Annotated in this window: 20 protein-coding genes; 11 read left to right on the top strand and 9 right to left on the bottom strand. The window is 58.2% G+C overall.

Annotated features, from left to right (window positions below; all coding sequences use genetic code 11):
- Positions 1-64 precede the first annotated feature (64 nt).
- On the top strand, positions 65-253 hold the full coding sequence (locus tag QM701_RS21900) for a helix-turn-helix domain-containing protein (RefSeq protein WP_415169109.1): 189 nt from the start codon (positions 65-67) through the stop codon (positions 251-253).
- 378 nt (positions 254-631) lie between these two features.
- On the top strand, positions 632-2,185 hold the full coding sequence (locus QM701_RS21905; protein ID WP_415169110.1) for a Fic family protein: 1,554 nt from the start codon (positions 632-634) through the stop codon (positions 2,183-2,185).
- Positions 2,186-2,399: 214 nt separating this feature from the next.
- Here the strand turns inward: QM701_RS21905 and QM701_RS21910 are convergent, their stop codons facing one another.
- The 3 genes from QM701_RS21910 to QM701_RS21920 all read right to left on the bottom strand — a co-directional run bounded on the left by QM701_RS21910 (position 2,400) and on the right by QM701_RS21920 (position 7,157).
- Positions 2,400-3,503: a hypothetical protein gene (locus QM701_RS21910; RefSeq protein WP_415169111.1), complete on the bottom strand. Its 1,104-nt coding sequence runs from the start codon at positions 3,501-3,503 to the stop codon at positions 2,400-2,402.
- A gap of 88 nt (positions 3,504-3,591) precedes the next feature.
- Entirely contained in the window at positions 3,592-5,256 is a 1,665-nt protein-coding gene (locus QM701_RS21915; protein ID WP_415169112.1) for a UvrD-helicase domain-containing protein, read from the bottom strand.
- A complete protein-coding gene (locus QM701_RS21920) occupies positions 5,253-7,157 on the bottom strand; it encodes an ATP-dependent nuclease (protein WP_415169113.1) in 1,905 nt (634 codons plus the stop codon). Before QM701_RS21920 ends, QM701_RS21915 begins: the two co-directional genes overlap by 4 nt.
- Positions 7,158-7,752: 595 nt before the next feature.
- Here QM701_RS21920 and QM701_RS21925 point away from each other — a divergent pair.
- The 3 genes from QM701_RS21925 to QM701_RS21935 all read left to right on the top strand — a co-directional run bounded on the left by QM701_RS21925 (position 7,753) and on the right by QM701_RS21935 (position 9,853).
- A complete protein-coding gene (locus QM701_RS21925) occupies positions 7,753-8,694 on the top strand; it encodes a hypothetical protein (RefSeq protein ID WP_415169114.1) in 942 nt (313 codons plus the stop codon).
- A gap of 406 nt (positions 8,695-9,100) precedes the next feature.
- Positions 9,101-9,301, top strand: a complete 201-nt coding sequence (locus QM701_RS21930; protein WP_415169115.1) for a hypothetical protein — start codon at positions 9,101-9,103, stop codon at positions 9,299-9,301.
- A 54-nt stretch (positions 9,302-9,355) separates the two neighbouring features.
- On the top strand, positions 9,356-9,853 hold the full coding sequence (locus tag QM701_RS21935) for a hypothetical protein (protein ID WP_415169116.1): 498 nt from the start codon (positions 9,356-9,358) through the stop codon (positions 9,851-9,853).
- 83 nt (positions 9,854-9,936) lie between these two features.
- Here the strand turns inward: QM701_RS21935 and QM701_RS21940 are convergent, their stop codons facing one another.
- Genes QM701_RS21940 through QM701_RS21950 form a run of 3 tightly spaced genes read right to left on the bottom strand, consistent with a single transcriptional unit; the run spans position 9,937 to position 12,572 of the window.
- On the bottom strand, positions 9,937-10,881 hold the full coding sequence (locus QM701_RS21940; RefSeq protein ID WP_415169117.1) for a DUF2726 domain-containing protein: 945 nt from the start codon (positions 10,879-10,881) through the stop codon (positions 9,937-9,939).
- The gene (locus QM701_RS21945; RefSeq protein ID WP_415169118.1) at positions 10,878-12,113 is read right to left on the bottom strand and encodes a hypothetical protein; all 1,236 of its coding nucleotides are present in this window, start codon (positions 12,111-12,113) and stop codon (positions 10,878-10,880) included. The genes QM701_RS21940 and QM701_RS21945 overlap by 4 nt, the downstream gene beginning before the upstream one ends.
- 54 nt (positions 12,114-12,167) lie before the next feature.
- Positions 12,168-12,572 carry a glyoxalase superfamily protein gene (locus QM701_RS21950; RefSeq protein ID WP_415169119.1) on the bottom strand — a complete coding sequence of 135 codons (405 nt, stop codon included), beginning with the start codon at positions 12,570-12,572 and terminating at the stop codon, positions 12,168-12,170.
- Positions 12,573-13,215: 643 nt separating this feature from the next.
- Between QM701_RS21950 and QM701_RS21955 the strand changes: the two genes are divergently transcribed.
- From QM701_RS21955 to QM701_RS21970, 4 genes are all read left to right on the top strand, one after another.
- Positions 13,216-17,337 (top strand): hypothetical protein, encoded by a 4,122-nt coding sequence (locus QM701_RS21955; protein WP_415169120.1) that lies wholly within the window; start codon positions 13,216-13,218, stop codon positions 17,335-17,337.
- A complete protein-coding gene (locus QM701_RS21960) occupies positions 17,337-19,520 on the top strand; it encodes a hypothetical protein (protein WP_415169121.1) in 2,184 nt (727 codons plus the stop codon). The genes QM701_RS21955 and QM701_RS21960 overlap by 1 nt, the downstream gene beginning before the upstream one ends.
- Positions 19,521-20,142: 622 nt before the next feature.
- Positions 20,143-21,399, top strand: a complete 1,257-nt coding sequence (locus QM701_RS21965; protein ID WP_415169122.1) for a tyrosine-type recombinase/integrase — start codon at positions 20,143-20,145, stop codon at positions 21,397-21,399.
- A gap of 171 nt (positions 21,400-21,570) precedes the next feature.
- Positions 21,571-21,783, top strand: coding sequence for a hypothetical protein (locus tag QM701_RS21970; protein WP_415169123.1), 213 nt, complete (start codon positions 21,571-21,573; stop codon positions 21,781-21,783).
- A 33-nt stretch (positions 21,784-21,816) separates the two neighbouring features.
- Here QM701_RS21970 and QM701_RS21975 read toward each other — a convergent pair whose 3' ends face one another.
- From QM701_RS21975 to QM701_RS21985, 3 genes are all read right to left on the bottom strand, one after another.
- Positions 21,817-23,061, bottom strand: a complete 1,245-nt coding sequence (locus tag QM701_RS21975) for a metallophosphoesterase (protein ID WP_415169124.1) — start codon at positions 23,059-23,061, stop codon at positions 21,817-21,819.
- 74 nt (positions 23,062-23,135) lie between these two features.
- Complete coding sequence (locus QM701_RS21980; RefSeq protein WP_415169125.1) at positions 23,136-23,528, bottom strand: hypothetical protein; 393 nt, start codon at positions 23,526-23,528, stop codon at positions 23,136-23,138.
- A 13-nt stretch (positions 23,529-23,541) separates the two neighbouring features.
- Entirely contained in the window at positions 23,542-24,150 is a 609-nt protein-coding gene (locus QM701_RS21985; RefSeq protein ID WP_415169126.1) for an RNA polymerase sigma factor, read from the bottom strand.
- A gap of 629 nt (positions 24,151-24,779) precedes the next feature.
- Here QM701_RS21985 and QM701_RS21990 point away from each other — a divergent pair.
- Complete coding sequence (locus tag QM701_RS21990) at positions 24,780-25,454, top strand: hypothetical protein (protein WP_415169127.1); 675 nt, start codon at positions 24,780-24,782, stop codon at positions 25,452-25,454.
- An 84-nt stretch (positions 25,455-25,538) separates the two neighbouring features.
- Complete coding sequence (msrA, locus tag QM701_RS21995) at positions 25,539-26,252, top strand: peptide-methionine (S)-S-oxide reductase MsrA (protein WP_415169128.1); 714 nt, start codon at positions 25,539-25,541, stop codon at positions 26,250-26,252.
- Positions 26,253-26,376: the final 124 nt, after the last annotated feature.

Raw genomic sequence — 26,376 nt, forward strand, 5'->3', positions numbered from 1 at the left:
ATTAATGTATCCCGAGGGCTACATTGTTGTTAATTAACTGCCATTTAGATGCCCAGGGGACACAGTGACAACACTTGCCGATGTTGCCGAGATGCTCAGGAGTGCTCGCCGTGAAGCGCGGCTAAGTCAGGATGGACTCGCACAGCGGGCGGGGGTTTCACGCACAACTGTGACGCGCATGGAAACCTTGGCCAAGGGCGATATGAGCGTGTCTGTGCTGGTACGCCTGCTCGAAGCAGCTGGCTATGACTGAGGCTGGCAAAGCTTGGGCATGTGCGCACGCTCGAGGACATCTTGGCGGAGCAGCGCCAAGGTGATCTTCCATAAAGCTCGACATCCTGGTCGGTGCAAGACCGGTACTAAGCCTCCAGGAATCTTGTTCCTCTAGGGATTTTTTGGGGCCTCGGTGTCGGGTACGACTGTTGTCGAAGACCCTGCTGTGTATATTCAGATCATTTCTGCTCGCTCTTTGAAGAGGGTTGGAGGGCGAGTTAATTTGCCGCATAATCGTTTTTGAGCAACGAGCATTGAATGAAATTGATTTGACGCAACCTTAATCTAGTGGATGCCGACTCCTTGCTTGCATCATTGTTTTTGAGCAAACGAAAGCTGTATTTCCTGGAGACGCCGCATGACCGGACTACCGACGGAGCCGATTGGTGCTGCCTGGCTGGCGCAGACCTACGGTGTGATGCCACTGGGGAGGCTGCCCGTGGTCAGCCAGATCGGGGGACGGCGCGCGACGCAGGTCGACAACGGCTTCCGCTCGGAGGTCTACACGGAAGCCATGCGACCAAGTGCGGAGCCAGCGGCGCACCTGCAGTTTCACCTTCGTCACGAGGTACCCCATCTGGAATTCCTCGCTCGCCTCTTCGAGCGAAGCGGTCCGGATTTCGTTCAAGCCTGGGTCATGGCCGAACCGACTGGGCAGTATGCCCGTCGGGCCGCCTTCCTGTACGAGTGGCTGACGGGAGAGACGCTGGCGGCGCCGGAGCGCCTGGGGGGGAATTACATCGATGCCATTGACGATGCCAAACTGGTGGCGGCATCACCCGACCGGGTCGTCAAAGTGCAGCGCTGGCGGGTGAACGACAACTTACCGGGGACTCGGCGTTTTTGCCCCATGGTGGTCAAGACCGATGCGGTGAATCGGGCTGCCAGTCTGGACGTTCCTCGCCTGTTTGGGGAACTGACCGCCGAGTTTGGCGAAGACCTGTTAATGCGGGCGGCAGTCTGGATGACACTGCGGGAGAGCAAAGCAAGCTTCGCCATCGAAGGGGAAGCCGATCGGGCAGGGCGGGTGCAGCGTTTTGCGGATGTGATGGCGCGGCGTACCGGTCAGGGAGATTTACCGTTTAGCGATGCCGCGCTGGCCGAGTTGCAGCAGGAAATCCTGGGTAATCGGACAACGATTACCCATTTCGGGATGCGCCAGTCTCCCGTGTTCGTCGGCGAGACGGTGCGCTACCAGGAGGTCGTGCACTACGTGGCGCCACCGGCTGACGAGATCGCTGCGATGCTGGACGGGCTGCAGACGTTCCTGGAAAGAACGCAAGGTCAGTCACCCACGATGCGCAGCGCAGTCGCTGCTTTCGGCTTTGTCTACATCCACCCGCTGGCCGACGGTAATGGCCGTGTGCATCGCTTCCTGGTCAACGACGTCTTGCGTCGTGATGGCGTGATCCCGGAGCCTGTAATTCTGCCCGTATCCGCCGTCATCACGGACGACGCCGGGGAGCGGCGCGGCTATGACCGGGTGCTGGATGAGGTGTCCAAGCCCCTGATACAGGCCGTGCGAGAGCAGATCGTGTTCGAGCCAGTGCGGACTACCTACCCGGATGGCGTGGTGTCGAATTTCGCCTTCCACGGTGCCGAACAGGCCAGGCCGCTGTGGCGTTATCCCGATCTGGGGCCTCATGTGGTGTTCCTGTCCAACGTCATCGGGCGGACACTGACCGAACAGATGCGCGAAGAGTCTCGTTACCTGCGCAGCCATGCACGGGCACGTGCTGCACTCAAGGAAGTGGTCGAGATGCCGGATCAACAGGCGGACAGGGTGCTGCGCTCGCTTGAGCAAAGCCGTGGCGAACTCAGCAATGTGCTTGCCAAAGAAATGCCTGTGTTGCGGCAACCCGGTGTGTGGGCGGAAATCGTCGAAGCTGTCACCCAAGCGTTTCAGGATTAGGATAGGACAAATCAGGACAAGGCCACGTTCCGGCAGCGGCCAGGCGAGGTGATGGGATGATGAGAGGCGATGTTCTACACCTTGGTGGCTATCGGCAGGAGGAATTCATGTCGCAGGCGCCTAAACCTGCTGTAATGGCTGATGAGATGATCGATCTTGGGCATTGGAACCACAATGATTAAATGCTCAAAGTGCAAATTACAGGATCGCTAGACTAGGTATGTCGATCAAGCAGGGAGTTCAACGCTTCAAGGCTGTTAGCAAATTCATAAAACGAAGAATAACGGCCTTGTCGGGACAAGGCGACCAGATTTGAGATCCATCGGTCGATCGCAGCAAATGACCCCGAATAGGCCAAGGCATAAATCAATAATTCACGATCAAAAAAATCGTTGGGTGAGTTCTTTCGTGTGACGTCTAAGCCACTAATGGTTTGTACTTCAACAAGGGCAGCGAGCGCAGGGGTAAAGCGAAGCAGGTGTTCAATAGCGCTTCCGTACCGTCGACTCCTGGGCAGTGCGTCGATCTTCGACGTTATTCGGAGTCGCTCCGATATCGTCATGTCAGCCTGCATCTTTTTAAGACGGGGAAGAACATGTTCTCTAGCAACACATTCGGTTTCGATGCGGCGGGCAAGGTCTACGGAATTGCCAGCCAACTCTCGGCGTTGTCTGGACGCAGTCAAGGGGTCGTACTTTGACGACAAGGGAGGGCTGGACTTGTCGCCTAGCCACTTCACCAAGGTTGTAAGTCTCATCGACGAGACGGATTGATGGAGGTGAGCATTCCCTTGCTGAGTTAGTGAAACCTCGGCTTTGATTAGTCGATAGCCCGGAGCGAGATAGCTCAATAAGGGACCAAAGCGTTGATTCAGAGAGAGTGGTGTAAAAATTCCCGTTATTAAATAGCTCAGAAAAGATTCAATTTCATGATCGAAGATCTGTTCGTGCGAGCGAAAAGTCACGTTTTCACTCAATTCTTCCATGAGTTCAGCCATGCGTGTCAGGGACGCTCCAGTCTGTTTGCGCAACTCCCATATGGTTGGTGGGGCAAGCGGACAGATGATTTTTTCTGCATTTTTAAGACGTATTAGTCTGTCTGCGATCTGAGCGGCCAGTTCATCGTTTCTATCCGCCAGCCGAATCCAGATACTGGTATCCAGAAGAAGAATGTGTCGGCGTGAGAGCGTGGCGATAAGGTGGGGGTCAAGTTCGAATGCGTGGTCGTACTGTTCACTATCAATAGCTAGTTCAAACCGAGGTAATGATGAAGTCGGTACATAAGGTATTGGGCTTCTCTGGGGAAGTTCGATATCCATGGCTTTGATTGTTAGCCGTTGCAAGTGCTGAGAGCGTTCGTTGGTGGGTGGCGGTTTGTGTTGATGTTACCCATGTGATGCAATTTCACTAAGTATCGAGAAATGGCGTGGCATAACTCAGGAATTCGGCGTGAGGCGTTCTGTTTTCCTGCCACCGGCGAGGATTGGATGGTGGAGTGTCTCGGCGCTCGCATACCGTCAATATCAACCTTCTTTTGGCACGCGAGATGCCGACAAAATAAGCGCAACGCTCAGCATCTTCTTCTCCCCAGAAGGTTTGGTTCTCGACACCGAGAACGATGACCGAATCGAATTCGAGTCCTTTGCTCTTGTGAATCGTCAGGAGGCGGACGGCCTGATCGTCAGAGAAACGCGTCAGAACCTTGGGCAAATCCGGTTCCAACCTCAGTAACTCGTCGATGTGGCTCTTGGTGTCATTGACGATCTCTTTGAGCCGCGCTTTCGACTCGTAATCCGGTGAAAGCGCGGATAGGGTCTCCACCCCGACCTTGTTCAGAAATGAGCGGACGAAGTCCCACCAGCCTGTAAACGGATCACCCAGAGCCGTGGCCAAAGCAACATTTCTTCGTTGTTCGGCAATGAAGCGATGAAAATCCTGCAGGATGCCAGACTGTATATCCTCGTCGGCGAAAGGAATGATCTGCGCCATCAACCGGATCCAGGCTTTGGGTTCCCGCTGTCCGTAAAGGCAGGACAAGAAATCGACGACCAGCCTGGCGGCTGGTTCCACCGAGATATCCTGGATTTGTTGTTCGTTACGAAATGGGATGCCTCGCCGTTCTAGCGCCGCCATCAGGTGATCGCCGTAGAGGTCGGGTTGGCGGACGAACAGGACCGCGATTTCCGAAGGAGCGAGCTGCTCACGGTTGATCCAACTACCGATGAGGTCCGCCAGATACTCGGCTTCCGCTTGGCTGTTCGCAAATTGCCATGTGCAGATCTGGCCTTCGTCCCCTGCAAGCTGTTCATCGGGCATGACGGCAGCCGGGTCCATCCGCCTGATGATTTCATTTTGCATGCGCAGCAGGCGAGGCTTGGAGCGAAAGTTCCGGTACATGTTGAGCGGCTCGGCTGCGAAGTCCGCTGCGAAGGTCTGGAATATGCCATCGAGCGCGCCCGCCCAGCCCATGATTTTCTGTTTGGTGTCGCCGACCGCCGTCAAACGGATTGCTGTCCCCTGAAATGCGAGCTTCACCAAGACGTACTGCTGATCGGTGCAATCCTGAAATTCGTCAAGGAAGACGTCGCTGTAGGTAAGCCGAACAGCGTTGCGGGCCACGGCCGATGTTTCGAGAATCTGAATGGCGAGAGGGACGAGATCGGTGAATTCGATCTGCCGTCGTGTGATTTTCCGGTCGCCGATCTTGTAGTCGACATCGAGCGCATCCCGCCCGGTCAGCACCGGACGGAAGCGGTCGATGATCCGTTTGGCAAATGCGTGGAAGGTGTAACTGTCGAAACGCGAGGCCAGTTCAGCACCACAACGACGCAGCACGCGATTCTTCAAGTTCTTGCTCGCATCGACCTTGAACGAGATGGCCAGTATCCGCTTCGGATAGCGGCAGGTTCCCGTTCTCAGTAGGAAATCGGCGCGCTGCGCAAGCATTTCCGTCTTGCCGGCGCCCGGACCGGCCGTCAGGGCTAGGCAGCGCCGTGTCTCCCGTGCGGCCCGCAAGGCGTTGGGTTCAAGCGTCAGTCCATCTGCCGGATGCCAATCGTTGACCGCGATCACTCGGGTAGTTCCTCCAGCTTGGCGATCACCGCTTCCGCCAGCCGTGCCAGCGATGCTGGCATGTCGGCGAGCAATTCTTCGTCGCTCAACTGAGCCAAGGCGTCGATGTGGGCCGCCGGCTTGCTGTCCAGCTTGAAACGCTTATGATAGGTGCCGAACAGTGCACGTTCGTCGTCATCGTATTGTTCCGCATCACCATGGCTGTCACCTAGGACAGCCTTGATGGTGGCTTCGCCTGGAGGCTTCTGTTCAGCGCGGTATTCATCCGGGAAAGCCTGCAGCATCGCGAAGTCGAGGTCCATCGGATAGGAGAAGAAGACACTTCGATTCTCCAGTTGCTCGAGGTAGTTGGGATAGGCGCGGACCTTTTCCTCCGCGGAGTTCCAGTCAGGAATGCCGTAATTCGAGGGTAGCTGGTTAGCTGGAGCATGTTCCCCCAACTGATCATTGACGTACTTGAATCGTCCCCAACCCCCTTGGTGACGGGCCACGTCCAAATCGAGCAGGGTGAGATAGGGAATTTCCAGAGCGGAGAGCAAGCGCCAGCAGTGATTGACGTGACGGCCGCCCAGCGGCGCGACGGTCACGGCGGACTCGTTGACTGGAATACCCTTGGCCCGCAGGATGCGGGGCAGGACGATTTCTTCGCTGTCGCCTTCACCCAGAATGACCAGGCGGGAAAAGTAGATCTCGGGGTAAGCCTGTACGGCTTCACGGACGAACTTGTGCGCTACATCGGTTTTTTTCGGCAAGCGGATGCGAGTGATCTTGGTGGTCCGCTCGCTGGTGAGCCGCAGGTAGCGGATGTGCCTGGGGTTGACACGCCGCAGCATGGAAGGCGCATGGGTGGCGATCAGGGCCTGAGCGTCTTCATTCCCCGTCATGGCGACAAGGGCATTCACAATCCGTCCCAAGTAGTGGGGTGATAGGCTGTTCTCGGGCTCCTCGAGGGCGATGATCGTAAATACCGGCGGACGCAGTTTGTCGGGATCGAAGGTGTCGTCGTCGCCTGCGAGCACTGCGCGTCCGATGGACTGGGTTGAGAGTACCAGCGACAGGTACAGCATGGATTTCTGACCATCACTTAGCCGGGAAAAATCGACTAGGTCGTCGTCATGCCCTGGAGAAAATGAAACGGACAGGTGACGCAACAGGGCTTCAATCTCGGATGCGACGAAGGTGATGTGGGGGTCGGCGAAAAAGTTGCCTTTGTGCAAGGTGCTCCAGGCTGTCTTCAGGCTCTCGCTCAGCGTCGTGATCGACGGATTGTCGGCTAGGCTTTCGCTGATCTGTTCCGCGAGGTCTTTGATTTCTTCTCGCTCGTCATCCCAGTTCACGGCTCGCAGCATCCGTCCAAGCAGAGCATTGGTACCGAACGCGATATGTTCGGCCGGATCACGTCGAGCGGGTAGGTAGTGGACCTGCACATGGTTATGTTCCGCCCGCGGAACCTGTGCCGTCGTAAGTGGGGCACCGTCGGCATTCAGATCGAGCACGTAGACCAGGGTTTCCTCGATATCACCGTCTATGCCCATCGAGGCGCTCAACCGATATCGAACGCGGGGTGGACCGTCGACGGTGTCCAGCCGCATGTGGCCAAAGTGGGGGGCTACCGTGGAGGTATCGTCATCGTCTTCGAGTTCCGGGAAGGTAAAGTCGGCTTCAATCCAGAGCGTTCGCTCGTCGGGTACATCTTCTTCGTCGTAGGGGGCGTGGAAGTCTGATCGCCGAATCCGTCGTAGCGAGGGGTCAAAAGCGAACAGGCGGCAGAGTGCCTGAAGTGCCGCCGTCTTGCCCGCCCCGTTTGGGCCGATCAGATAGGTAATGTCGTTGAGCGTGAGTTCGGTGGGCTCGGGGCCGAAGGATTGAAAACCCGATAGACGAATGCTATCCAATTCCATGCATCTGACTCCCTGTCATGGTTTGTTGTTGTAAGGGCTGAAATTTGAGGAGGAGGCCAGTCTGGAGACTCTGGTCTATGATGGAGCAACGTCGGACTGACGATCAAACTTCTACGCGGTCACTGTACATGACAGCGCTATTGGATGAGCAATGAAAATGGGATGTAGTCGGTGATGTTTCACCGGCTCATTGAACCGAAAGGCCGGCTCATCGGCTACTGGACGATGGACAATCCGGTCAGCACGAAAAAAACGCCTCGGCAAGCCGAGGTGGTAGCGACAAAAAGAGTTTGAAATAAACAACGGAGATACTGTGACGAGGAAGAAGGGGAGTGGAGCTTGGCACGAAGGGAAGGGCTGTACCGTGACAGCTAATGCAAAAAAGGGGACTTCGGACACGGGGCGATACCGTGTGCTAGCCTATCAGCCTTTATCGGTAAACATGGCATCGCAAGTGCTCGATGGGTTGTCGATCCAGAAGACTAACTGCAGCATTTCCATCAGAAGCGTACAAGAGAGCGAGTGAACAAAGCTTCTGTCGGGCGGTTCGCTTCTGGCTATTGAATTCGAGGCCGGAACAGATGAGGATTTGCTGGTGATGGCGCGCCGCGGTCTTTCATTGCTGGAGGATTTTCTTTCGGCAATTTCTCTGGTCTCGGGATCGCCTTTTCAGGCGAGCGAGCCGCTCCAAGTTGCCCAGCTCGGTAGGCAGGAGGCCGACGAATGCGAGTTCCTGATGTTCATGCGCCTGCCGCTAAAACACTGGCAGCCAGCCATCACGAACCAGACGGTTGCCCAGGCAAGGCATCTTCTCGCCCATTGGGATGGGCTCGAATCAGGCCATCGTCTTCGTCGGGCGGCGCTCCAATACCGGGAGGCGATTGGAAACCTGGACGACACGGCGGCCTTCCAGGAGGCCTACATCGGCTTGGAGTCGATGGAACCGCCCCTGGCCAAAGCCGCAGCTCTGACACCCGGAACGGAGGAGGTCAGGGGTAAGTGCGAATCCTGTGGCCACGAATTCACCCGCAAGAGGAGCGCATTGGTCGGGCTTCGCACCTTCGTGCTGGCTGACCTCAATCCAAGCAATGCCGAAAAGGAGCGCAAGGCCGATTGGAAACTGATCCATGACCTGCGTAATGATCTGATGCATGGGCTGATCGATCTGGATAAACTCGGCAGTCGCTCCCACCGCGCACTGCTTGCGGCGATGCACTATCTGCAGTCCGCCATCTTCTACATGTCGCACGCGACGGAACTGGTGACCGAGCAATACAAACTTGCTCGTGGTGGCCCGATGTACTTGGCGGCCGGTGCCTACCGAGTGGATTCATGGCCCTCTTTGGACGAATGGGGTGCGATCCTCGAGAGTACAGAGTTCTCGTGGGTGCCCCACGAGACGTATGGATTCGTGCCGCAGATCGCTTTTAGGAACGGTGGCCTCAAGGATCTCGATGTGGGGTTTGCAGTGCTTGGGGAACCGTTCTCTTTTGCCACGATGAACTCGATCAAGAGCACTCGCTACGAGCGTGATTGAGCGACGTCGGTATCGCGCTGAAAACCTCTCCGAGCTGTGGATCATGGTTCCATGCTCAACTATTGCGTCGCTGCCTCGATGCTTTGCGTCGAGGCGTGTAGGGCTTCACGACGCACCAGCCGCAATTGCGCATGATGGCTACAGTGGCGGGCGCGTTGGCCGCAGTCGGCGATCCGTTTGCGTTTGCATTCAATGTGCAATTGTCAGCCGATGCCGTCCAGGGAGGCTTCTGCCCACGCGCTATCGATTTTGCAAACGGTGACTTATAATCGTCGTAAGCCGCGTCACGCTGAACCTTCTGCCGGGTTAAACGACGTTCACTGAGAAGCACCTTGTCAGACCGTGCCCTTTCTTCGGTCGATGCGTAATCGGCAGACGTTGACCAAAAGCCTGGAAAGGAAGAGGCATGTCCGATTCGACGTTTTATGTTTCTCACGCTGCAATCCGCAATCTGAAGGCGCTCGCAGCGCATCGCGTCCCCCACGTTTCATCTTCCCATCTCAGTGAAGCGATCGCCGCTGCACTTGGCTTCAATACATATGCGGCCCTGCGTAGCGAATTCGCACAGCACTCCACCGTCGAGGTGTCAAAGCCCGATAACGGTTGACTCAGGGAGCGACTTAGGCGATTCGGCTATTCGGCGTTCCCGTTGGCGAATGTGTTGCCTGAACTCGATTGCTCCTATTCTCCATTCAAGACGACCCCCTTGCGTGCCAAAAAGGGGATCCGCTGGCAGGCTTGGCGAAATCTTATGGTGGCGGCAATTAATGCAGGGCTCGCCCAGCGACAGTTCGGCTTGTCTCCGACGGATAACTGGTGGGAAGGTGGCACCCCAGATTCCCATCACTGTGAGCGCGGCCTGTTCCGTTTCCAGTTTGATCAAGAGACACCTGCCATTGCTTGTGTGGACGCGATCAGCGGTGATGAATTGTCGATTTACGTCGTGCTCGATCCGAAGCATCGCGATGTCGATCCTTACTTTTTCCATCCGTTTCGCGATGGTGAAGCATATGCCCACGGTTGGCTCGAGCGACGGCTAGGTGTCTGGATTCAGGATGGGGGAGAGGATTTCTCCTGTCGCCGCGTCCTGCTACCTAAACTTGCAAACCTGTCCATTGAGCCAGCGGGGTATTCAGACCTGGGCAGCTTCATCATGTAGCTTGCGACCTTGGCTTTAGTGCCTGGGCGAGAGCTCTCCCCGCGTGCAAGGGGATTTTTGAATCCCCTTGCAGTTACAGGTTTTCAGACCTTCACGACCTGATGGTAACTCTCAGCGGGCACTAGAAAGTCATGCGTACGGCGGGGGCGCATGCGGCGCGGGCGCAAAGCATCTAGGGCATCAGCTTCAGCGACCAAGAGGTCGTAAAAGTCTTCTGCGCGCACCGACTTTTCGTCGTCGGACCGGAGACGGATCATCGGTAGTCCCGAGAGCTTGAACAAAGTATTTTTCAGTTGGTCCCGCTCGACGGCTTCCTCTGAGTCGTGGAAAGCAGAATCGAGCTCTATCCCGGCGACTGGATCTTCATCGTCCGTACAGAGCAAGATATCGACTTGTGCCGACCATCCGTAGCGGTGGGTGCGAATCGGTACTAAGGCCTCGAGTTTGCTCAGATCGATGAAATTCCGGAGGGGGACATTGGGGTAGACCCGCAGCGATGGGAAAAACTGCCTGACGGCGCGCAGGAATTCCCGCTCTTGCTGGCTCGCACAAACATTCTGCCGAAAATCGAAAGCATCGACGTTCGACCAAGTTTCGATCGAAAAGGCACTAACGATCGCCACGCGCTTGACTTCGGTAGCTCGTAGCGGAGGCGGAAAAACCGTACGTCGCGAGCCTTTTTCGTCGACCTCGTCAAAGGTTAGTAGCGGCGCTACCGGTCGGTTGGTGGCTGGTTCAGCTTCTGCAAACGCGGTATCGATACGCTCGTTGATTTCCTTCAACAGATCATTTTCCACGAGCAGCAAGCGCCCGCCGCGTATCAAGCGATACAAGCGAACGATTGCCGAGGCGGTCAAGCGGTCGTGTCCCAGCGCTTCGCGCAATAAGGGTGGGAAAGTACGCTGAGTGAGGGCGGTCAATGCAGGTTCCCACGCCTTGGCATCCCGGTATTGCTCGAAGGCCTCGAGAAATGCAGCCAATTCGCGTGCCTCCAAAAGTTCGCGCATTTTTGCAGCGGCCGGGCTCATTGCGCTTCCTCCGCGACCGAAAAGCGAGCGTACAGCACATGCCCAAAAGCCCACGGCCAGGCTTCGATGGCGGATTCCTTCGTAAATTGTTCCGGAATGGGGAAAAGATGTGGCATCACGGCGACATGCATCACCAAACCCAAGGTGTTGACTGAAGTGCGGAACTCTTCGGCGTCACTGGCATATACCAGATAGGGGAGTTCATGCTCCATGGTCAGCCCATTGCTGGCAATCAACTGGTGCATGTGTAGCGCACTCGCAAACGTGTCAACCGCCTCGCGTAACGCCTTGGCGGTCTCGTCGTCAACGAACTCGGGGCGGACGTACCGGACCGAACTGATTCGCGGCATCAGGCTGCGCAGCAAGCTGTCGTCATCGACGCGCACCATCTCCGAAAGATTGGGCCTCGCGAAAAGGTCGTTGGGCTTATCAGCCTGTAGGTTTTTCAACAATTCGAAAACGAAACCCGCCGGCAACTGCGACTGCATCGGCTGCGGCGCTTGTTCGAAACGTTCGAGGTAGGCTTCCCAGGTGAGTCCAGCCCGGTTGAGCAGGTGCAAGACCCGATGCAGGTCAACGCGGTAGGTTTGCGGAAGACCTGTCAGGTACTCGATCCGCTTGTTCAAGTCATGATGGAGAAAACCGCTGGCGTGGATTCGCTTCGCGAGCTTGTAGCGGCGTAGCAGCCGTTCGCAGTCGTTGATGCCGATTTGGCGGAATACGCGGCCTGGTACGTATTCGTTGGGCTTGATCGTTTCGACCGCCCACACATGTCGGATGCCGTTGACGAACCAGGCGCCGCCACCTTCGGTTGGAGTGGTAATGCTGATCGATGGCATGACACAGGTTCGATCATCGCGCAGCGACAACTCGAGTTGATGCCAGCAGGTCAATTCATCGCCACGGGCGATTTCGTAGCCACTCTGCGGGTCATCTTCATGATCTTCGCGCAGCAATACCAATTCGGAATTCGGTACATCGGCCACCGTGACGGCATTGATGCTGCCCGGCCGATCATGGGAATTCGCGCAGAGGTAAAGAACAGCACATCCGTCCACCACGGCAAGACCGTTTTCTTCGAGATGGCGCCTCAGTTTCTCAAGGGCGACTGCGGAACCTGTCAGCCAATCATCGTCTTCGGAAAGCGAGGTGATGACACCGAGGGGCCAAGCATCGTTACCTATCCGTCCTGATTCCTCATCCTTGTTCGGTACCGGCGTCGACAAGGTCAATACTTTGCCACTGAAGTTCAGGGTCAGGACACCGAGAGGAATTTGTCCGCGAGCCTAGAGTCGGTCGGTCCATGTTCGAAGTGCGGCGGACAACTCGTTCCAGGACGCAAACTTGGATTCCTGCGTTTGATCGGTATCGAATGCAAAGAAGCGCAGTCTGGAAATGGTTGGCTGGTCGCAGGTATGCCAGCTGCCATTACCGCTCAAGCGGGCGATGGCCTGTAGGGCGTTCGAGTGCTTGATTTTGATGCCGCGGGCCGTAAGTGCTTGAGCCAGGCGTCGGGCAAGCTGCTTGTGATCCTCATCCGAGGAGGGATTCAGTTCCTGAAACAGATCGACTGCGGACTCGAAGGTGAAGTGCGGAGAACGAGCCTTGATGAAAGTCCATAGTGCTGCGGCACTGGCCTCGACAGACAAGGGGACGTGGTTCGACGAATTGGCCGAGAATTGGGAGGACATGACAAATCTCCATGAGGGAAAGCTCGGTAACGAACGGCACGCGTTGTTCGGCTTTCCCGGAGGTCATATCAAGCCGGCGAAGAGGAGTGGGTAAAGCAGGCTGGTTTTGCCAGGCCGGACGGTGTCCGGTGCGTGCGCTGACGGGAGCAACTCACCCACGGTTCGGCTGAACCGCGCGATCATGAAATCAGGTTTTAAGGTTGGCGTCAAGTTGGCCGATTCTGGACTGATCGTCGTTTGGTCTGTGTGCAAAGCCGCCAATGCGCCTTTGATGAGGGGGGGGCAGTTCAATCCTGTGAACACTGACATTTCAAATCATTGGACCGTTGCTTCAGGGCACTCAGCGATGCTGCCGCTCGCGCCATCCCGTGCGGGGACTTGTTGATAGAGCGGAAGCTTCTGTGCCTGGTTTACGCAACGGTGTAACGGAACTCCGTGCTTCCGTTGACGAGTTTATGCTGGTAATGTATGCTTCTGAAACGATGAATCTCCTTTTCACTATAAGCCTGCTTTGCGAAGCTCCCAGAGCCAACGCTTGGTCATTAGTGCTGGGGAGAGTTGCAATAAGAACGTCGTTGCCCCATTTGCTGGAACTGCAGGATTCCTCTTGGGATTCGTTCGACGTATTCGCGCGGGCGGGCGAATGACCCAAAAACCATCCCGGACCGCGACAGAGATTTTTCTCAAGGGCTTCAAGGAACCCTATTTGCGCTCGAATGACCGGCCGTTCATCAAACTCTTGAACTGGTACACGGGCATCGGAAAGACTTACAACGCCGCAGCCTTCAGCATCGAGTTGTTCCTCAAATGTGACGTCATCCCCGTCTTCATTGCTCCACTGCAATCGCTGGTCTCTCAGTTTAGCGGTGAAGTACGTAAGCATGAGCAGGCCAGGAACTATGCCGACGATCTTGCACGAGCGGTGCTCGAGTATGGTGCGGATATCCCGGTCTATCGGCTGTACTCGATTGATTACCACGTTAACGACCGTACCTTTTTCAGCGCTTGTCTGGCGCTGGTGCACTGGTTGGAGCGCCACCCCCAAGTTGTCACGAAGATGGAGCGCTCGCCCAAACACGCGGACACCGAGAAAAGCATCCGCAGCCGCATTCAGGAACTGCGCGCCAAAGCGGCTTCGTGCGAACAGTCCAACTTTCTCGGAATGTCCACTGCAGACGATACTTACGAGGATACAAGAGCGGCGTATTTGAAGTCGGCAAGACAAGCCCGCAGTCTCGCCGACAGGTTCGTCTGGAAGCTGATTCAGTTGGATGTAGAAAGCCGGTCCGCCGATCGTGACGAAGATCGGCATATGCAGGCTCGAGAGGTTGCGGAACTCGTGAGACGCCTTCACCCGCTCCAGGCCTTTCTTGATGCGCCAGGCATCGTTGTCAGTACGGCTTCCAAGGCGCAGGTGGCACACAAGGTCTTTGCGGCTGATGGAAAGGGTGGCTTCAAACAGCACGACTGGGAAAGCCTGCCGCTGTTCCTGGAGGAGCTCAATCAAGACGGGAGTGCCCTTGGTCTGCTGGTGTCCCGGTGTCCAGATTCTGCTCGCGTCGTTACGTTCGTCGATGAGGAGGAAGACTCCTACTGGTATTTGTTCGAACAGCGCAAGTCGGTGGTGAACTCCGGCGGCCGGAATGACCTGAACCTGGTCATCACGGAGTTTTTCCAATACTTCGACCTGAAGTGGCCGATGGCTTTCGAGCGCCTTGAGCTGTCTGGCCCGCGGCGGGAGCTGGCGTACAAGGTATACAACCATCTGGAGGACTTCGCTTGTATCAGCAAAGGTCTGGAAGATGAGTTCAAGTTGGAGGTCGAACGTACGAAGGCATCGTTCATCCTGCCGCAGCGCAGGGTTGAGCTTTTGCGTACAAAGCTAATCGAACTGTCTCCGAAAGCCGCGAATCATTTTTCCGACGAGGAGTTGCTCGAGGTTCTCACGCAGCTTCATGAGCGTAATGACGCCCATGCTGACTTCAAGCGGTTTCGTCAAAAGGCACGGGTCCTCCAGCGGATTCGCTCATACGTGCAGGATATCAGGCGGCCTGGTCAGGGCACCGATTACGACGTTTTCGTGAATTTGCACGACCTCGTAGTGAATAAGAAATTCTTCACCATGAGTCGTTCGACGTACGGCGAGGTCTTGGACCAGCCCGGACAAACCTTTTTCACCGAGTCGGCCAGCGTGATGGATACCGAGTTCCTGCGCCAGGTTCAGCTCATGAAAGACACGGCGCATCAGACCATCCGCTTGCTGTACCACGATGGCAACATCCCCGAAGGGGCGTATAGCCTGTACGACTACCTTCGCTTGGTGATCTTTATGGCGCGCGTTTTGGCGGTGACCAGTGGAGAGGATGCCATCGAGATGTCCAAGGTGGACCAAGAACGCTACCCCAGCCTGGACAGGTTCCGTTCCGATGTACGCCGGCTTTTCGACGGCAAGACAGCTTCCGAGGGGCTGGAGACCGAGGTGAGCGATAAGGAATTGCTCACGGATTCGTTTTTGTTCGAACACACCAAGTCCGTTGTGACGCTGGAGGAGAGCCGCAACCAGGCCGAGGAGTACAACAAGGAGGCGGACATCTGCCTCACCCTGACCATTACCTCCCTACGTGCCACACCCGAGGAGGACATTGTTCGAGCCCTCGGACGAACGAACGGCGTGTACCTGATGAGCGCCACTGGCGGTTTGGATTCCGCCTCGTCGGGTGCCTTCAACACGAAACACCTACGCCGCTATTTGGAAGAGCGCGGTGGCCATTTCTCAGAGATGGGAGACGACGAACTGGAGGTGGTTGGCGCCCAGGCACTGGAGTTCCTGAAGAAGCGGGAGCGGAAGGTCGTCATCCTCGACGACGAAGACCCAGCACCCACGTTCGAGACTTCGACGGCATTCAAAGGGTTGTACCAGCTGTTTGATGATGCTCGCCCAAAGAAGGGCGAATCCGGCTACGGGCCGTTGAACAGACACAAACGGCACGAACTGCAGGGCCTGGTCGCCAGCCTGGACAAACTTATGGCAACTAGCATTCGCTCGGGCCTCGTTCTGTGCCAGACCACCCAACATGTGAAGAAATGCCTGATTCGCTTGGCCAACTCTTCGCTGGGGCTAGTCACGCAGAAAGACACTACGGGCGACTACTTCGTGGTGAAGCCGCGGGCTGTACCGACTTATCACGATTTTGGGGAGACCGAAGAAATTCATATCGTTCTGTACTCGGCGGAACGCTTCCGAAAAAAGGACCGCACCAAAACAGGCGCAACTGAAGAGGACGACGACAAGGGGCAGTTCAATAAGGAATTGGAGGATGCGCTGGATATCAGCCGCAAGAAGGTACTGCTTTGGACGGCATACGCGTCGGCCTCTCGCGGTATCAACTTCCTGACCAAGCAGCACGGAACTGAGCGCGATTTCGAACTGTTCTGCCTCCTCAATGACCCGTACTACACTCGGCATACTCGGTCTGGCTCAAGCGGCTTCTCGATGGAGATGTTCCAAAGCTTTGCGCAGGTACTGAGGGATGACGTTCCAGAGTGGGCGGCCATGTCCAAGGGCGATCTGCTGTTCGAGTATTCGCGTAACCGCTGGAAACGTCTGCGCAAGGAACACGTCATCGACATCACTCGGACGGTGTTCCAAGCCCTCGGCCGCGGCGAGCGCAGACCCAAAGAGAAGATGCTGTGCCAACACCTCTATGTCAGCTCGGAGGCTGCTCGGATGGTTCACCTGGGCCTGAGGCACGCACCCGAACTGCGCAAACGTGCTTCTCCGGCGCAACGCGCCGTCTTGGAACGGCTGGCCTTGCATCATCGCAAGACAGGTATTTTTGCGTCAGTTGCCGAACGGGAGAACCATCACATTGAGAGTTTGCAGAAGGCGGTGGCGTTTAGGGAGTTCACCAGTTCGATGCCAGCTCGCTTCCGGTCTGACCTGGCAGCCCGTACGACGTGGGAGTTGCTGTTCCGCTCCACTATGTTTAGCGATCCGGTTAAGTACCTGGAGGACCTGCGGGCCAGCGGAGTCCCCGAGGCTTACTTAGACGGTTGCTTCGTGGAAGTGCCAGCTGGTGCCGACGTCTACACCAGGCTGTTCTCCATGGCTGGCATGTCTGATCTAGTGATTACGGATGCTGACGACGGAACGGAAGCGTTCGATTGGACGGGCATGGTGGCGCCCGACAGCCTAGTGTCGCGCCTCTCGGAAAGAACACAACGTCTCCTGAGGGAGTGGCGAGGCTTCCGTCTGGTAGACAAGACCAAGCGACTGCTGCCGCAGCCTTGGTTTGTGACTGAAATTATGAAGGGCTACATCGCGGAGCTTGAGTTCGAACAGTATGTTGGCGAGCAGTTCAACGTTTGGGCCAAGGACCTGCAGTTAGGAAGCGGTCCGGTTGAATATATCCGACCGGAACTTCACCCCCTCTATGCCGACCTCTACCAGCTCTTTGACTACTACCTGCGGCCCGCTCCGGATGTGTGGGTAGCAGTGGACTTGAAGAATTGGACCCGGAACACCGATAGCCTCAAAAAGCAGCAGCTGCAGGAGACCGCGGAGAAGAAGCACGCCAAGCTTCGCGAGCTGCTACCAGAGGCAATCGTTCACACGCTGTACGTCAACTTGCAGGGCGCCCACAAATTTGCAGTGACTCGCCCGCCGCAGGGCACCATTCGCTTCATGGCCATGTACGTGCAGAACACCGGTGAAGCCGGGTGGATGCCCAATGCGAACCTACGCGACGCCATTCTTGGAAAATAATGTCAATCCAAACACTTGACCCCCAGGTCACAGCGCATGCGCGGCTGAACGCGCTCAGATTCAATTGCTCGGTGGCAGAGGCAGCGCAGCATCTGGCCCAGTGGCAGGCTGGCCAAGGTAGTCTGCTTGTGCCCATCCCTGTGGCGATGCCCAAGGGGGAAGAAGGGGCTTCTCGCGGCGCGGGGTTTTTCCGGGAAAGAGCCAAGCTTGTGCGAGCCGAAATCGCCAAGGCGCTTGACCTAGACGGAGAGGCTGCTTCGAAATTGTCGTTTACGATGGCCGGCAAAGATGCCTGGTACCTCGGCCCACGCCCGAAGCTTGATGTTCCGTCGATGCTGGCCGCGGTGGCCGCGCAGCCGGCCAAGTTCATTGAGCTCATGCTGATGAAGGAGTTGATCGAATCCGCGGCCTTCGAGGAGGACACGTTCATTCGAGGCGGCTTTGGGCCAAGTGTGTACCTGGGTAGCGTCAGCCAAGCATCGAAGAAGTACCTCCAGTTAGCGGAAGCCGAGTTCGAGGTCAACATGAAGCACGGCCTCGTGCTATGTGACGTCAAGTCAAAACGGTTTGCTCGCAAGGCTTCTGCGGACTCCGAGACTGCCGCGGCAACGCGTCTCGCCTCGGCAGGCGAAGGCTACCTTATAGGGGTGACCCGCATTGTCCCGGACGATTTTTTCGAGGTTGACGCACGTAAGAACCCGATGGAGGGCCTGAGCCTCGACCGCGAGAAAATCAGGCGCACCCGGCTGTACTACCTCAACGTGCTCACAGAATTCGCAGCTCGCTTGTTCGTCAGGGCCGATATTGATTTCGCATGCGAAACCTTCGTTGCGACTCACTACGTAGACAACGCGTACATTCCCCTCGAGCCGCTGGCGAACCTGCAGCGTCCTTTGGTCGTGGTGAACACCACGGCGGAAGCAATGGACCACGATGCCATCGCTCCATTGGCGAGGTTCCCCGAGTACTTGCCGGACTATCACGTTGCGGGTAACAAGAAGACGCATTTTCTAGCCCCGGATGTGCGGGTAGCGGATAGCGTACCCGTTCAGCTCGATGGTGGCCTGAACTACCTTTTCTTGAACGGCGAGGGCGATGAGGAATCGGGGAGTATTCGCCTCACTAAGGGTGGTCCGGGCAGCGACAAGCAGCCGGTGCGGCCTGAGGTTGCATATACGGCACTGGCCAAGGGCGAGGGAAGGGCGGACCCGTACACGGAAGCGAAGTTTCACAACCTGCTTGCCAAAGCGATCTTCCAAGTAACCGCACAGGGCCTCAACTACGGCCCCAGAGCGCTTGCAGCGCTCCGACCGGGCAAGGCGAAGGACTCTGACGCCCGGCAACTACAGGAAGCTCTCAAGCGATGTCTCGTCGAGCTCTCGCTCAAGGAGGTTTTGCTGGGCAAAAAGCCAGTTATGGTCCCATCGATGCCCGACGCTGTCCCACGGCAGCTAACACTTCTCGCAACTAGACGCATCAAGCTATCTGGCCGACAGGCACCGGAACAGATGGTAGCGGCTGTCAACGTGATGATCGAGGGCTGTGCGGTGTGCGTTACGCGGACTCGCCGCACCCCATGGGGGAAGCCTGGCGCGCTGCTGGAGTTCATAGCAGAGTTTCCTTTCCTGCAAGAGAGCGGCAAGAGCTGGATTCGGGACGGGCAGTTCTGGGTCGTCGATGCCAGAACTGGCGACAGGTTCACCGTCTGGGCCGGCACGTTCGTGCCCAAAATCATCCTCAATGACGCCTATCCAGGCATCGAAGCAGCCATCGCTGTACAGGACGAGCACCAGGCTGTACAGAAAGAGGAGGGCGGCGAGGGCCGGCTCCTTTCCAAGAGCCGCGACTTCAACCTATTGCCGTACTACATCTCGATGTTCAGACCGGAACATGTGAAGCATGGCGAGCGAATTGGGCTGAAGATGCCTGTGCAGGACTGTGGTTCGTGGGTGCGGCTATTTGTACCGCCGGAAGGCGGTATTAACGGCTCCGGGGACGCGCTTTCCGGCATGCGAGACGTAATGCACTATGGCGCTGACGGTACTGCCAGCAAGGATGGTCTGCTGGATCTGCCTCTGGTGCAGTTGTACTTGCACACCATGACCAATGGTGTGCTTGTTGGGGGAGACAATTCAAAGATGAGCGTACTTGAGAAGCTTGCGCGTTTAGCCTTGGAGAACTGACTCTCGTATTGTGATGCGTCAGGGGGCTGAATCTATCCTGTTGTAGCAAGGCTACTAATGCTGGATATCCGTCACTGGCCTCCCATTTTCCCGTTGGTAGTAGATACCGAAGGAAGCTATGGCATCATTTGATGTGTGGGCATAGGTAAGTGTGGGTGGTGTATCAGATGCTGATGTCTTCACCATCTAGGCGTATCATGTCGTCCCACTCTGGCCCACTGGTTTTGACGGTATCTCTGACGGTATGAAGGATTTTATGGAACGCTACAACCCTAGGAACACAAGCGTGTGGCGGTCCAGTGAATAATCGAGTGGGAGTGACAGAACGTCCTTCGGGGACTATCGCCAGCTATCGAAAAACTAACTTAACGTGTTGATTTAAAAAGAAACACGTTTCGTTGGCTATCGGTGGCTATCGCCGGCTAGCGAAACAGGTTGGCGGTAGAAGTGACGGTAAGAACCGGAGACCGGATTAAGACCCTCCCGTTTACTATTGAGACCAAACCGGTCTTTGACGGTAAAAAGTTCCTCTGGAAAGCTTGTTTCATGCGGCTTTCCGGGCATCAACGGGTCTCCTGGCCCCTGACGGTAAAAGCCGTCACGAACAGGAGGAAAAACCTCGATGCTTACCGACACTGCACTGTGTAATCTGAAGCCTAAGTCAATGACTTATAAGGTTTCTGATCGGGATGGGATGTACGTGACGGTATCGGCCGCCGGTACCGTCACCTTCCGCTACGATTACCGTCTCAACGGGCGCCGTGAGACCCTGACCATCGGCCGCTATGGTCCTGGCGGCATCTCGCTGGCGCTGGCCCGCGAAAAGCTGCTCGACGCCAAGAAGGCCGTCGCTGCTGGCCGTTCCCCGGCACTGGAAAAGCAGCGTGAGAAGCGCCGGCTGACCGCGGCCAAGAACTTCGGCGACGTCGCCCTCAAATGGCTGGCGGACGCCCGGATGGCTGACAGCACGCGCGCGATGCGCAAGCACGTCATCGATCGGGACATCCTGCCGGTGTTTCAGAACCGGCTGCTCAACGAAATCACCGCCGATGACCTGCGTGCCTTGTGCAGCAAGGTGAAGGCGCGTGGCGCGCCCGCCACCGCGGTGCATGTCCGCGACATCGTGAAGCAGGTTTACGCGTTCGCCATCCTGCACGGCGAGAAGGTGGACAACCCGGCCAGCGATGTGGCGGCCGCTTCGATCGCGACCTTTGTGCCTAAAGACCGGGCGCTGTCGCCCACCGAGATCCGGCTGGCGTTCCATCAGTTGGACTCCATCGCGACCTATCCGACGATCCGCCTGGCCCTGCGCATGGTGCTGCTGACTCTGGTGCGCAAGAGCGAATTGATCGAGGCCACCTGGAGCGAGATCGACTTCGAAAACGCCACCTGGACGATCCCGAAGCAGCGCATGAAGGGGCGCAACCCGCACGTGGTTTATCTGTCGCGGCAGGTCCTGGACATTCTGGTGGCGCTGCACACTTGTGCGGCTGGCTCGAAGTTCGTACTGCCCTCGCGTTACGAGCCGACGCGTTGCATGTCGCATGCGACCCTGAACCGCGTCACCCAGCTCATCGTCGAGCGGGCCAAGGCCGCGGGCCTGCCGCTGGAGCCTTTCACGGTGCATGACTTGCGCCGCACCGGTTCGACGCTGCTCAACGAGGTGGGCTTCAACGGCGACTGGATCGAAAAGTGCTTGGCGCACGAGGAAGGGCGCTCCTCGCGCTCGGTCTACAACAAGGCCGAGTACGCCGAGCAGCGGCGCCACATGCTGCAGGAGTGGGCGGACATGGTCGATGCCTGGATTGACGGGCGGATCCATGTACCGAAGCTGCTGCCGGAGAATATATCGGTCCCGGTCCTCAGCCCGGCTTTGTGAAAGCCGGTTCTGCTTCTCGCTTGTGAGTGTTCCTGCTCTTGCCAAAACCTGCTTCCAGCAGTCGAAGATCTGGATGCGGCCAAATACCACTCGCGTGTTTATCTCGTCTGCATGCTTTGCCCTGTGTTCTGCGGGCACAGGGAGGCTGGACGCAGCCCAGAAGCGAAATCTATGACCTATGAAGAACACCTCGACGAGGTGACCACACTTATCACCGAAAAATACGCGCTTGCGGATCAAGACGCTATCGAACTGGTGATGCGTGCTCAGGCGGACGACTACTTCAGCGGCCACGACGATGACCCATCGATCTGTACCCTGGACCGCGCGCACGAAGACGCGCGGACGGTGTTCAAGAAGTACAGGGCCAAGAAACCAAATTGAGGAAGCGGATCGGCATAGGCCGGCGTCATCAAGTCAAGCCCTGGTTAAGCGTAATACAGTAATTTCCGAGGGCGCGCCGAAGCGTTTAGGTGGTCCCCAGTAGCCGGTACCTCGACTGGTGTAAACCGTCAGCCGACCGAGCCGGTGCAAGCCGGCGGTAAATGGCTGCTGCAACGGCACGAAAAAATTCCACGGCCAGAACTGGCCGCCGTGGGTATGGCCGGAAAGCTGGAGGTCGAAGCCGGCGGTTTCGGCGACGCTCGCCGAGCGGGGTTGGTGAGCGAGAAGGATGCGCAGCAGGTCGGGCGGACTACCCGCCAACGCGGCCTGCGGATCGCTGGCCTGGGCTGGATCGAACGCGCCCGCCGAAAAATCGGTCACTCCGGCCAGAACGAAGCGGGCGCCATGGTGGTGGATGACGACGTGGCGGTTGTGCAGCCCACGCAGTCCAATGCGTTCGAACTCGCGCATCCAGGCCGCCGCACCGGAATAGTATTCATGGTTGCCGGTCACCACGTAGCTGCCATGCCGGCTGCGCAGACCGCCAAGCGGCGCGGTATCGTCGCGCAACTGTTCGACGCCGCCATCGACCACGTCGCCAGTAATGACGACCAGATCGGCATCGAGCTGATTGACGCGGTCGACGATGGCCTGGACGTAGTCGCGCTTGATCGTCGGCCCAACGTGAATGTCGCTGAGTTGGACAACGGTGAGTCCTGCCAACTCTTTCGGCAGATTGGCCAGCGGGATATCCACATTGACGACGCGGGCCACCCGCCGGGCATTGACGTAACCGACCAGCGTGAACAGGCCCGCCAGTCCAAGGACGGCAACGGCCGTTGGCTTGTTCAGCAACGACGCATCCGCGAACAGCCGAACGACATCCCGCAGCACAGTCAACACCAGCACCGAGGAAAACGCCCCCATCGCCAGACCACTCAGCCAACTCAGTCGGTCGGCCAGTGTCTGGCTGGTCACGACGAAGCGTCCCAGTAAGCCAAGCGGCACCAGGCAGGTAGAAACAACAAGCCCGCCAATCACCAGCGCCAAGCCGGTCGCATCGAGGTCCAGGGCTGGCAACAGGCGCCAGCCGATATAAGCATGCAGGCCGCCGATCAGCGGCAGAAAACGCCATAGGGCACGGCGCAGGCGACCCGGCAGCGCAGCATGGCTCGTCGATGATTGATGTACGGCTCGGGTCATGGATATAGGGGCGTTTGTACAGGCGTTGCCCGTGCGAACGCACGGCAAAGGCCCGGGGTTGGAGTGCTGCTTCATTGACGCCTTGGTCTCGTGGCGGTTCAATCCAGCCGTGTCGGCCCGGCCGCAACCGGGCGCGGCAACATCGTCGCTCAGGCGCTGCCGGACGGCTTGTCGTCCGCGTCGCCACGGGTCCCCGCCCCTTCGGCTTTACGCGAAGAACAGCAGCTGCCCCAGCGGCTGTGGAAGCGCCCCTTGAGCTGTTGGCGCTCTTCCGGCGTCATGCTTTCCCAGTAGGCCCGGCGCTCGCGCCAATGGCTGTGGAAGCCGCCGCGCAGGCCGCCGAAAAGAATCCGGCTGAGCACCAGTACGCCAAGCGCCTGCCAGTATCCGATGGGGCGGACGCCGGAAAACAGGTCGGGCAGCAGGCCGTTCCACAACAGCATGACGGCCCAGGCGACGACGGCGAGGCCGGCCACGGCCAGCAGGCCGATCTTGATGCAGCGCGAAGTGCAGCCGGAATTGTCGCTGGAGCATTTCATCATGGTCATTCCTTGTTCAAGATTGTTCGTCGGAGTGTTCGTCGTAGAGGGGTCGAAGGCGATCGCGCAGGTGCAGAACCGCTTGCCGCTTCCAACCGAGCAGGGTGTTCAGGGGCGTGCCGCTTGCCGCCGCCATTTCGTTGAAGCTGCGCCCCTCCAGCTCATGGGCGATGAATACGTCACGCGGCCCGGGGGGCAACTCGTCGAGAGCTTGTGCGATGGCATCCAGCCACAGACGACGCCGGTACGCCGCCTCGGGGCCACCATCACTGGCCGGCATGGCGTTCTCCAGCCAATGAGTCGTGTCGTCGCTTTCCTCTGGGCCAGCGGACGGCAAGGCCTCCTCGCGCCGCTTGCGGAAGCGGTCAACGATACGATTGCGCGCCACCCGAAACAGCCAAGCGCCGACCTGCTCGATCGGTTCCGGCAAGCGCCAGGCTTCGACCAGTTCGAAAAAAACATCCTGCAGTATGTCCTCCGCCTCTCCCGGGTCGGAGACACGCTGACGAATGAAGCTCCCCAGCCGTCCGCTTTCACGGGCAACGGTTTCAGTCAGACGTCTGTTCCGCTCGGCCATCAGGATGGTCTTTTCGTAAGGCGCAGGAAGGGGAAACGATGTATCCATGCCTGTGTAGACGAACGACAGGAGCGGATATTGCGAGAAAGGTAAAAAAAATGCGCGGCACCCGCATGCCCGCAGTCAGGCCTGGTTGCCAGAGCTCGTCTGGTTTTCTGCGTACAGCTGGACTGCGGTTGCCGGCGCTAAGTGCGGTTGTGTGAGGGGAAATGGTATGAAGCCCTTTCTTGGGCGCGCTGCCGATGGGTGGGGGTCGGTTTACTGTTATCGCAAAAAGATCACTGTAAGTGATCGAATTTATCGGCTGCCGAACCACCGCGCCAATACATCCTCCAACTGGCCGTGATCCACCTCGCGCCTGGCCGTTGTCCGCTGCGCCAGCTTGTGTAGCTTGCGTCGCACGTCTGGTAGATCAGCTCATGATGAAGCCCGATTATGAAAATAGGCTTCGTCGCTGGCGACTCTCGTTGACAATCCGGGGCTTTCCAGCGGCAGACATTGAAAACAGAACAGGCTCTTTCCCACCCATCCCGAGAACGCAGCACTCAACCACGAAGGCTGCGCACGCCCCAGCGTCTTCACGCCTGCCGCGCAGGATTGCGTTCAGCCCACACCGGTAGCGAGAACCTGAAGCACGCCCCTTGGCCCGGAATGTCGAGCAGGGCAATCCCCCGGCCATGCAATATGCGATCTGGCGTGCCTTCAACAACCAGTACTGGCCCGCGCACTATTTCATCGATGCCCGGGGCCGCCTGCGCCACCACCATTTCGGTGAAGGCAACTACGCCGAGTCGGAACGGGTGATCCAGCAACTGCTGCAGGAGGCCGGCGCCGTGCAAGTGGCGCAGGGGCTGGCGGAAGTGAACGCCGGAGGCATCCAGCAGGCTGCCGACCTGGACTCGGTCCGCTCGCCGGAAACCTACCTCGGATACGCGCGCGGCGAGAACTTCGCCTCCACGCCCAAGGCCGTGCATGACCAGGCGGTGGCCTACGCGGCCCCGGCGCGCCTGCCGCTCAATGCCTGGGGTCTGGCGGGCCGCTGGAATGTGAACGCCGAGAGCGCCACGCTGGCTGCTTCCTCCGGGCGCATCGTCTACCGCTTCCACGCGCGCGACCTGCATCTGGTGCTGGGTCCGGGGCCCGATGGCCGGCCGGTGCGCTTCAAGGTCAGCATCGATGGTCGGGCGCCGGGCGAAGCCCGCGGCATGGATGTCGCGGCGGATGGCAGCGGCACCGTGGCGGAGCAGCGCCTTTACCAGTTGATCCGGCAGCGAGGCGACATCACCGAGCGCACCTTCAGCATCGAGTTTCTGGATCCGAACGTCTCGGCCTATGCCTTCACCTTCGGATGAACCACGCCATCAGCGCTCGCCGGGCCCCCGCTCTTTTCTTGCACAGGACGGTACGACATGAATGCATACGCAAACCCTTCGAACATGCTTCGCCGACGCCGGCTCCTTCAGGTTCTGGCCGGCGGCTCGATCCTCCTGGGCGGAGGATTGCTCTGGCAGACTGCCGCGCGCTCGGCCGCGGACGAGGCGGTGCGGATTCCGCCTCCCGCGCAGGACCTGCCGCCCTCCGGCCAGGGCGTGGAGAAGGCCATCTTTGCCGGCGGCTGTTTCTGGGGCGTGCAGGGCGTCTTCCAGCACGTCAAGGGCGTCCAGCGCGCCGTCTCGGGCTACAGCGGCGGCACGGCCTCCACGGCGTCCTATGAAGCGGTCAGCAGCGGCCGCACGGGACACGCGGAGTCGGTGGAGATCACCTACGACCCTGCGCAGGTGAGCTACGGCACCTTGCTGCAGATCTTCTTCTCCGTCGCGCACGACCCGACGCAGTTGAACCGCCAGGGGCCGGACATGGGCCCGCAGTACCGCTCGGCCATCTTCGCCACCAGCCCGGCGCAACTGAAGGTGGCGCAAGCCTACGTGACGCAGCTCGATGCCACGCGCTTGTTCGGCAAGCCCATCGTGACACGCCTGGAAGACAAACCCAGCTTCTTCCCGGCGGAGGTCTACCACCAGGATTTCATGACCGAGAACCCGCGCTACCCCTACATCGTCGTGAACGATCTACCCAAGGTGGAACACCTCAAGCGACTGTTCCCCGACCGCTACCGCAGCGAGCCGGTGCTGGTGAAGCGGCCTCGGTAGCACCTGCCGTGGCTCCGGGCCAATGTCCGGAGCGGGGCAGAAGATCGTGGCAGGCCGCAAAGAATGGGGATCGCCCCGGCACCGATTTCTCGACGGGTGGCGATCCGGCGCGGACTTCGGTCTG

It is taken from the genome of Propionivibrio sp. (genome assembly GCF_047602565.1).
Lineage (GTDB): Bacteria > Pseudomonadota > Gammaproteobacteria > Burkholderiales > Rhodocyclaceae > Propionivibrio.

Excerpts from the sequence above, each read along its gene's own strand:
- QM701_RS21930 (WP_415169115.1), top strand. The coding sequence starts at position 9,101 with ATGTCCGATTCGACGTTTTATGTTTCTCACGCTGCAATCCGCAATCTG.
- QM701_RS21940 (WP_415169117.1), bottom strand. The coding sequence starts at position 10,881 with ATGAGCCCGGCCGCTGCAAAAATGCGCGAACTTTTGGAGGCACGCGAA.
- QM701_RS21985 (WP_415169126.1), bottom strand. The coding sequence starts at position 24,150 with ATGGATACATCGTTTCCCCTTCCTGCGCCTTACGAAAAGACCATCCTG.
- QM701_RS21990 (WP_415169127.1), top strand. The coding sequence starts at position 24,780 with ATGCAATATGCGATCTGGCGTGCCTTCAACAACCAGTACTGGCCCGCG.
- msrA (WP_415169128.1), top strand. The coding sequence starts at position 25,539 with ATGCTTCGCCGACGCCGGCTCCTTCAGGTTCTGGCCGGCGGCTCGATC.
- QM701_RS21960 (WP_415169121.1), top strand. The coding sequence starts at position 17,337 with ATGTCAATCCAAACACTTGACCCCCAGGTCACAGCGCATGCGCGGCTG.
- QM701_RS21970 (WP_415169123.1), top strand. The coding sequence starts at position 21,571 with ATGACCTATGAAGAACACCTCGACGAGGTGACCACACTTATCACCGAA.
- QM701_RS21950 (WP_415169119.1), bottom strand. The coding sequence starts at position 12,572 with ATGTCCTCCCAATTCTCGGCCAATTCGTCGAACCACGTCCCCTTGTCT.
- QM701_RS21980 (WP_415169125.1), bottom strand. The coding sequence starts at position 23,528 with ATGATGAAATGCTCCAGCGACAATTCCGGCTGCACTTCGCGCTGCATC.
- QM701_RS21955 (WP_415169120.1), top strand. The coding sequence starts at position 13,216 with ATGACCCAAAAACCATCCCGGACCGCGACAGAGATTTTTCTCAAGGGC.
- QM701_RS21910 (WP_415169111.1), bottom strand. The coding sequence starts at position 3,503 with ATGGATATCGAACTTCCCCAGAGAAGCCCAATACCTTATGTACCGACT.
- QM701_RS21905 (WP_415169110.1), top strand. The coding sequence starts at position 632 with ATGACCGGACTACCGACGGAGCCGATTGGTGCTGCCTGGCTGGCGCAG.
- QM701_RS21975 (WP_415169124.1), bottom strand. The coding sequence starts at position 23,061 with ATGAAGCAGCACTCCAACCCCGGGCCTTTGCCGTGCGTTCGCACGGGC.
- QM701_RS21920 (WP_415169113.1), bottom strand. The coding sequence starts at position 7,157 with ATGGAATTGGATAGCATTCGTCTATCGGGTTTTCAATCCTTCGGCCCC.
- QM701_RS21965 (WP_415169122.1), top strand. The coding sequence starts at position 20,143 with ATGCTTACCGACACTGCACTGTGTAATCTGAAGCCTAAGTCAATGACT.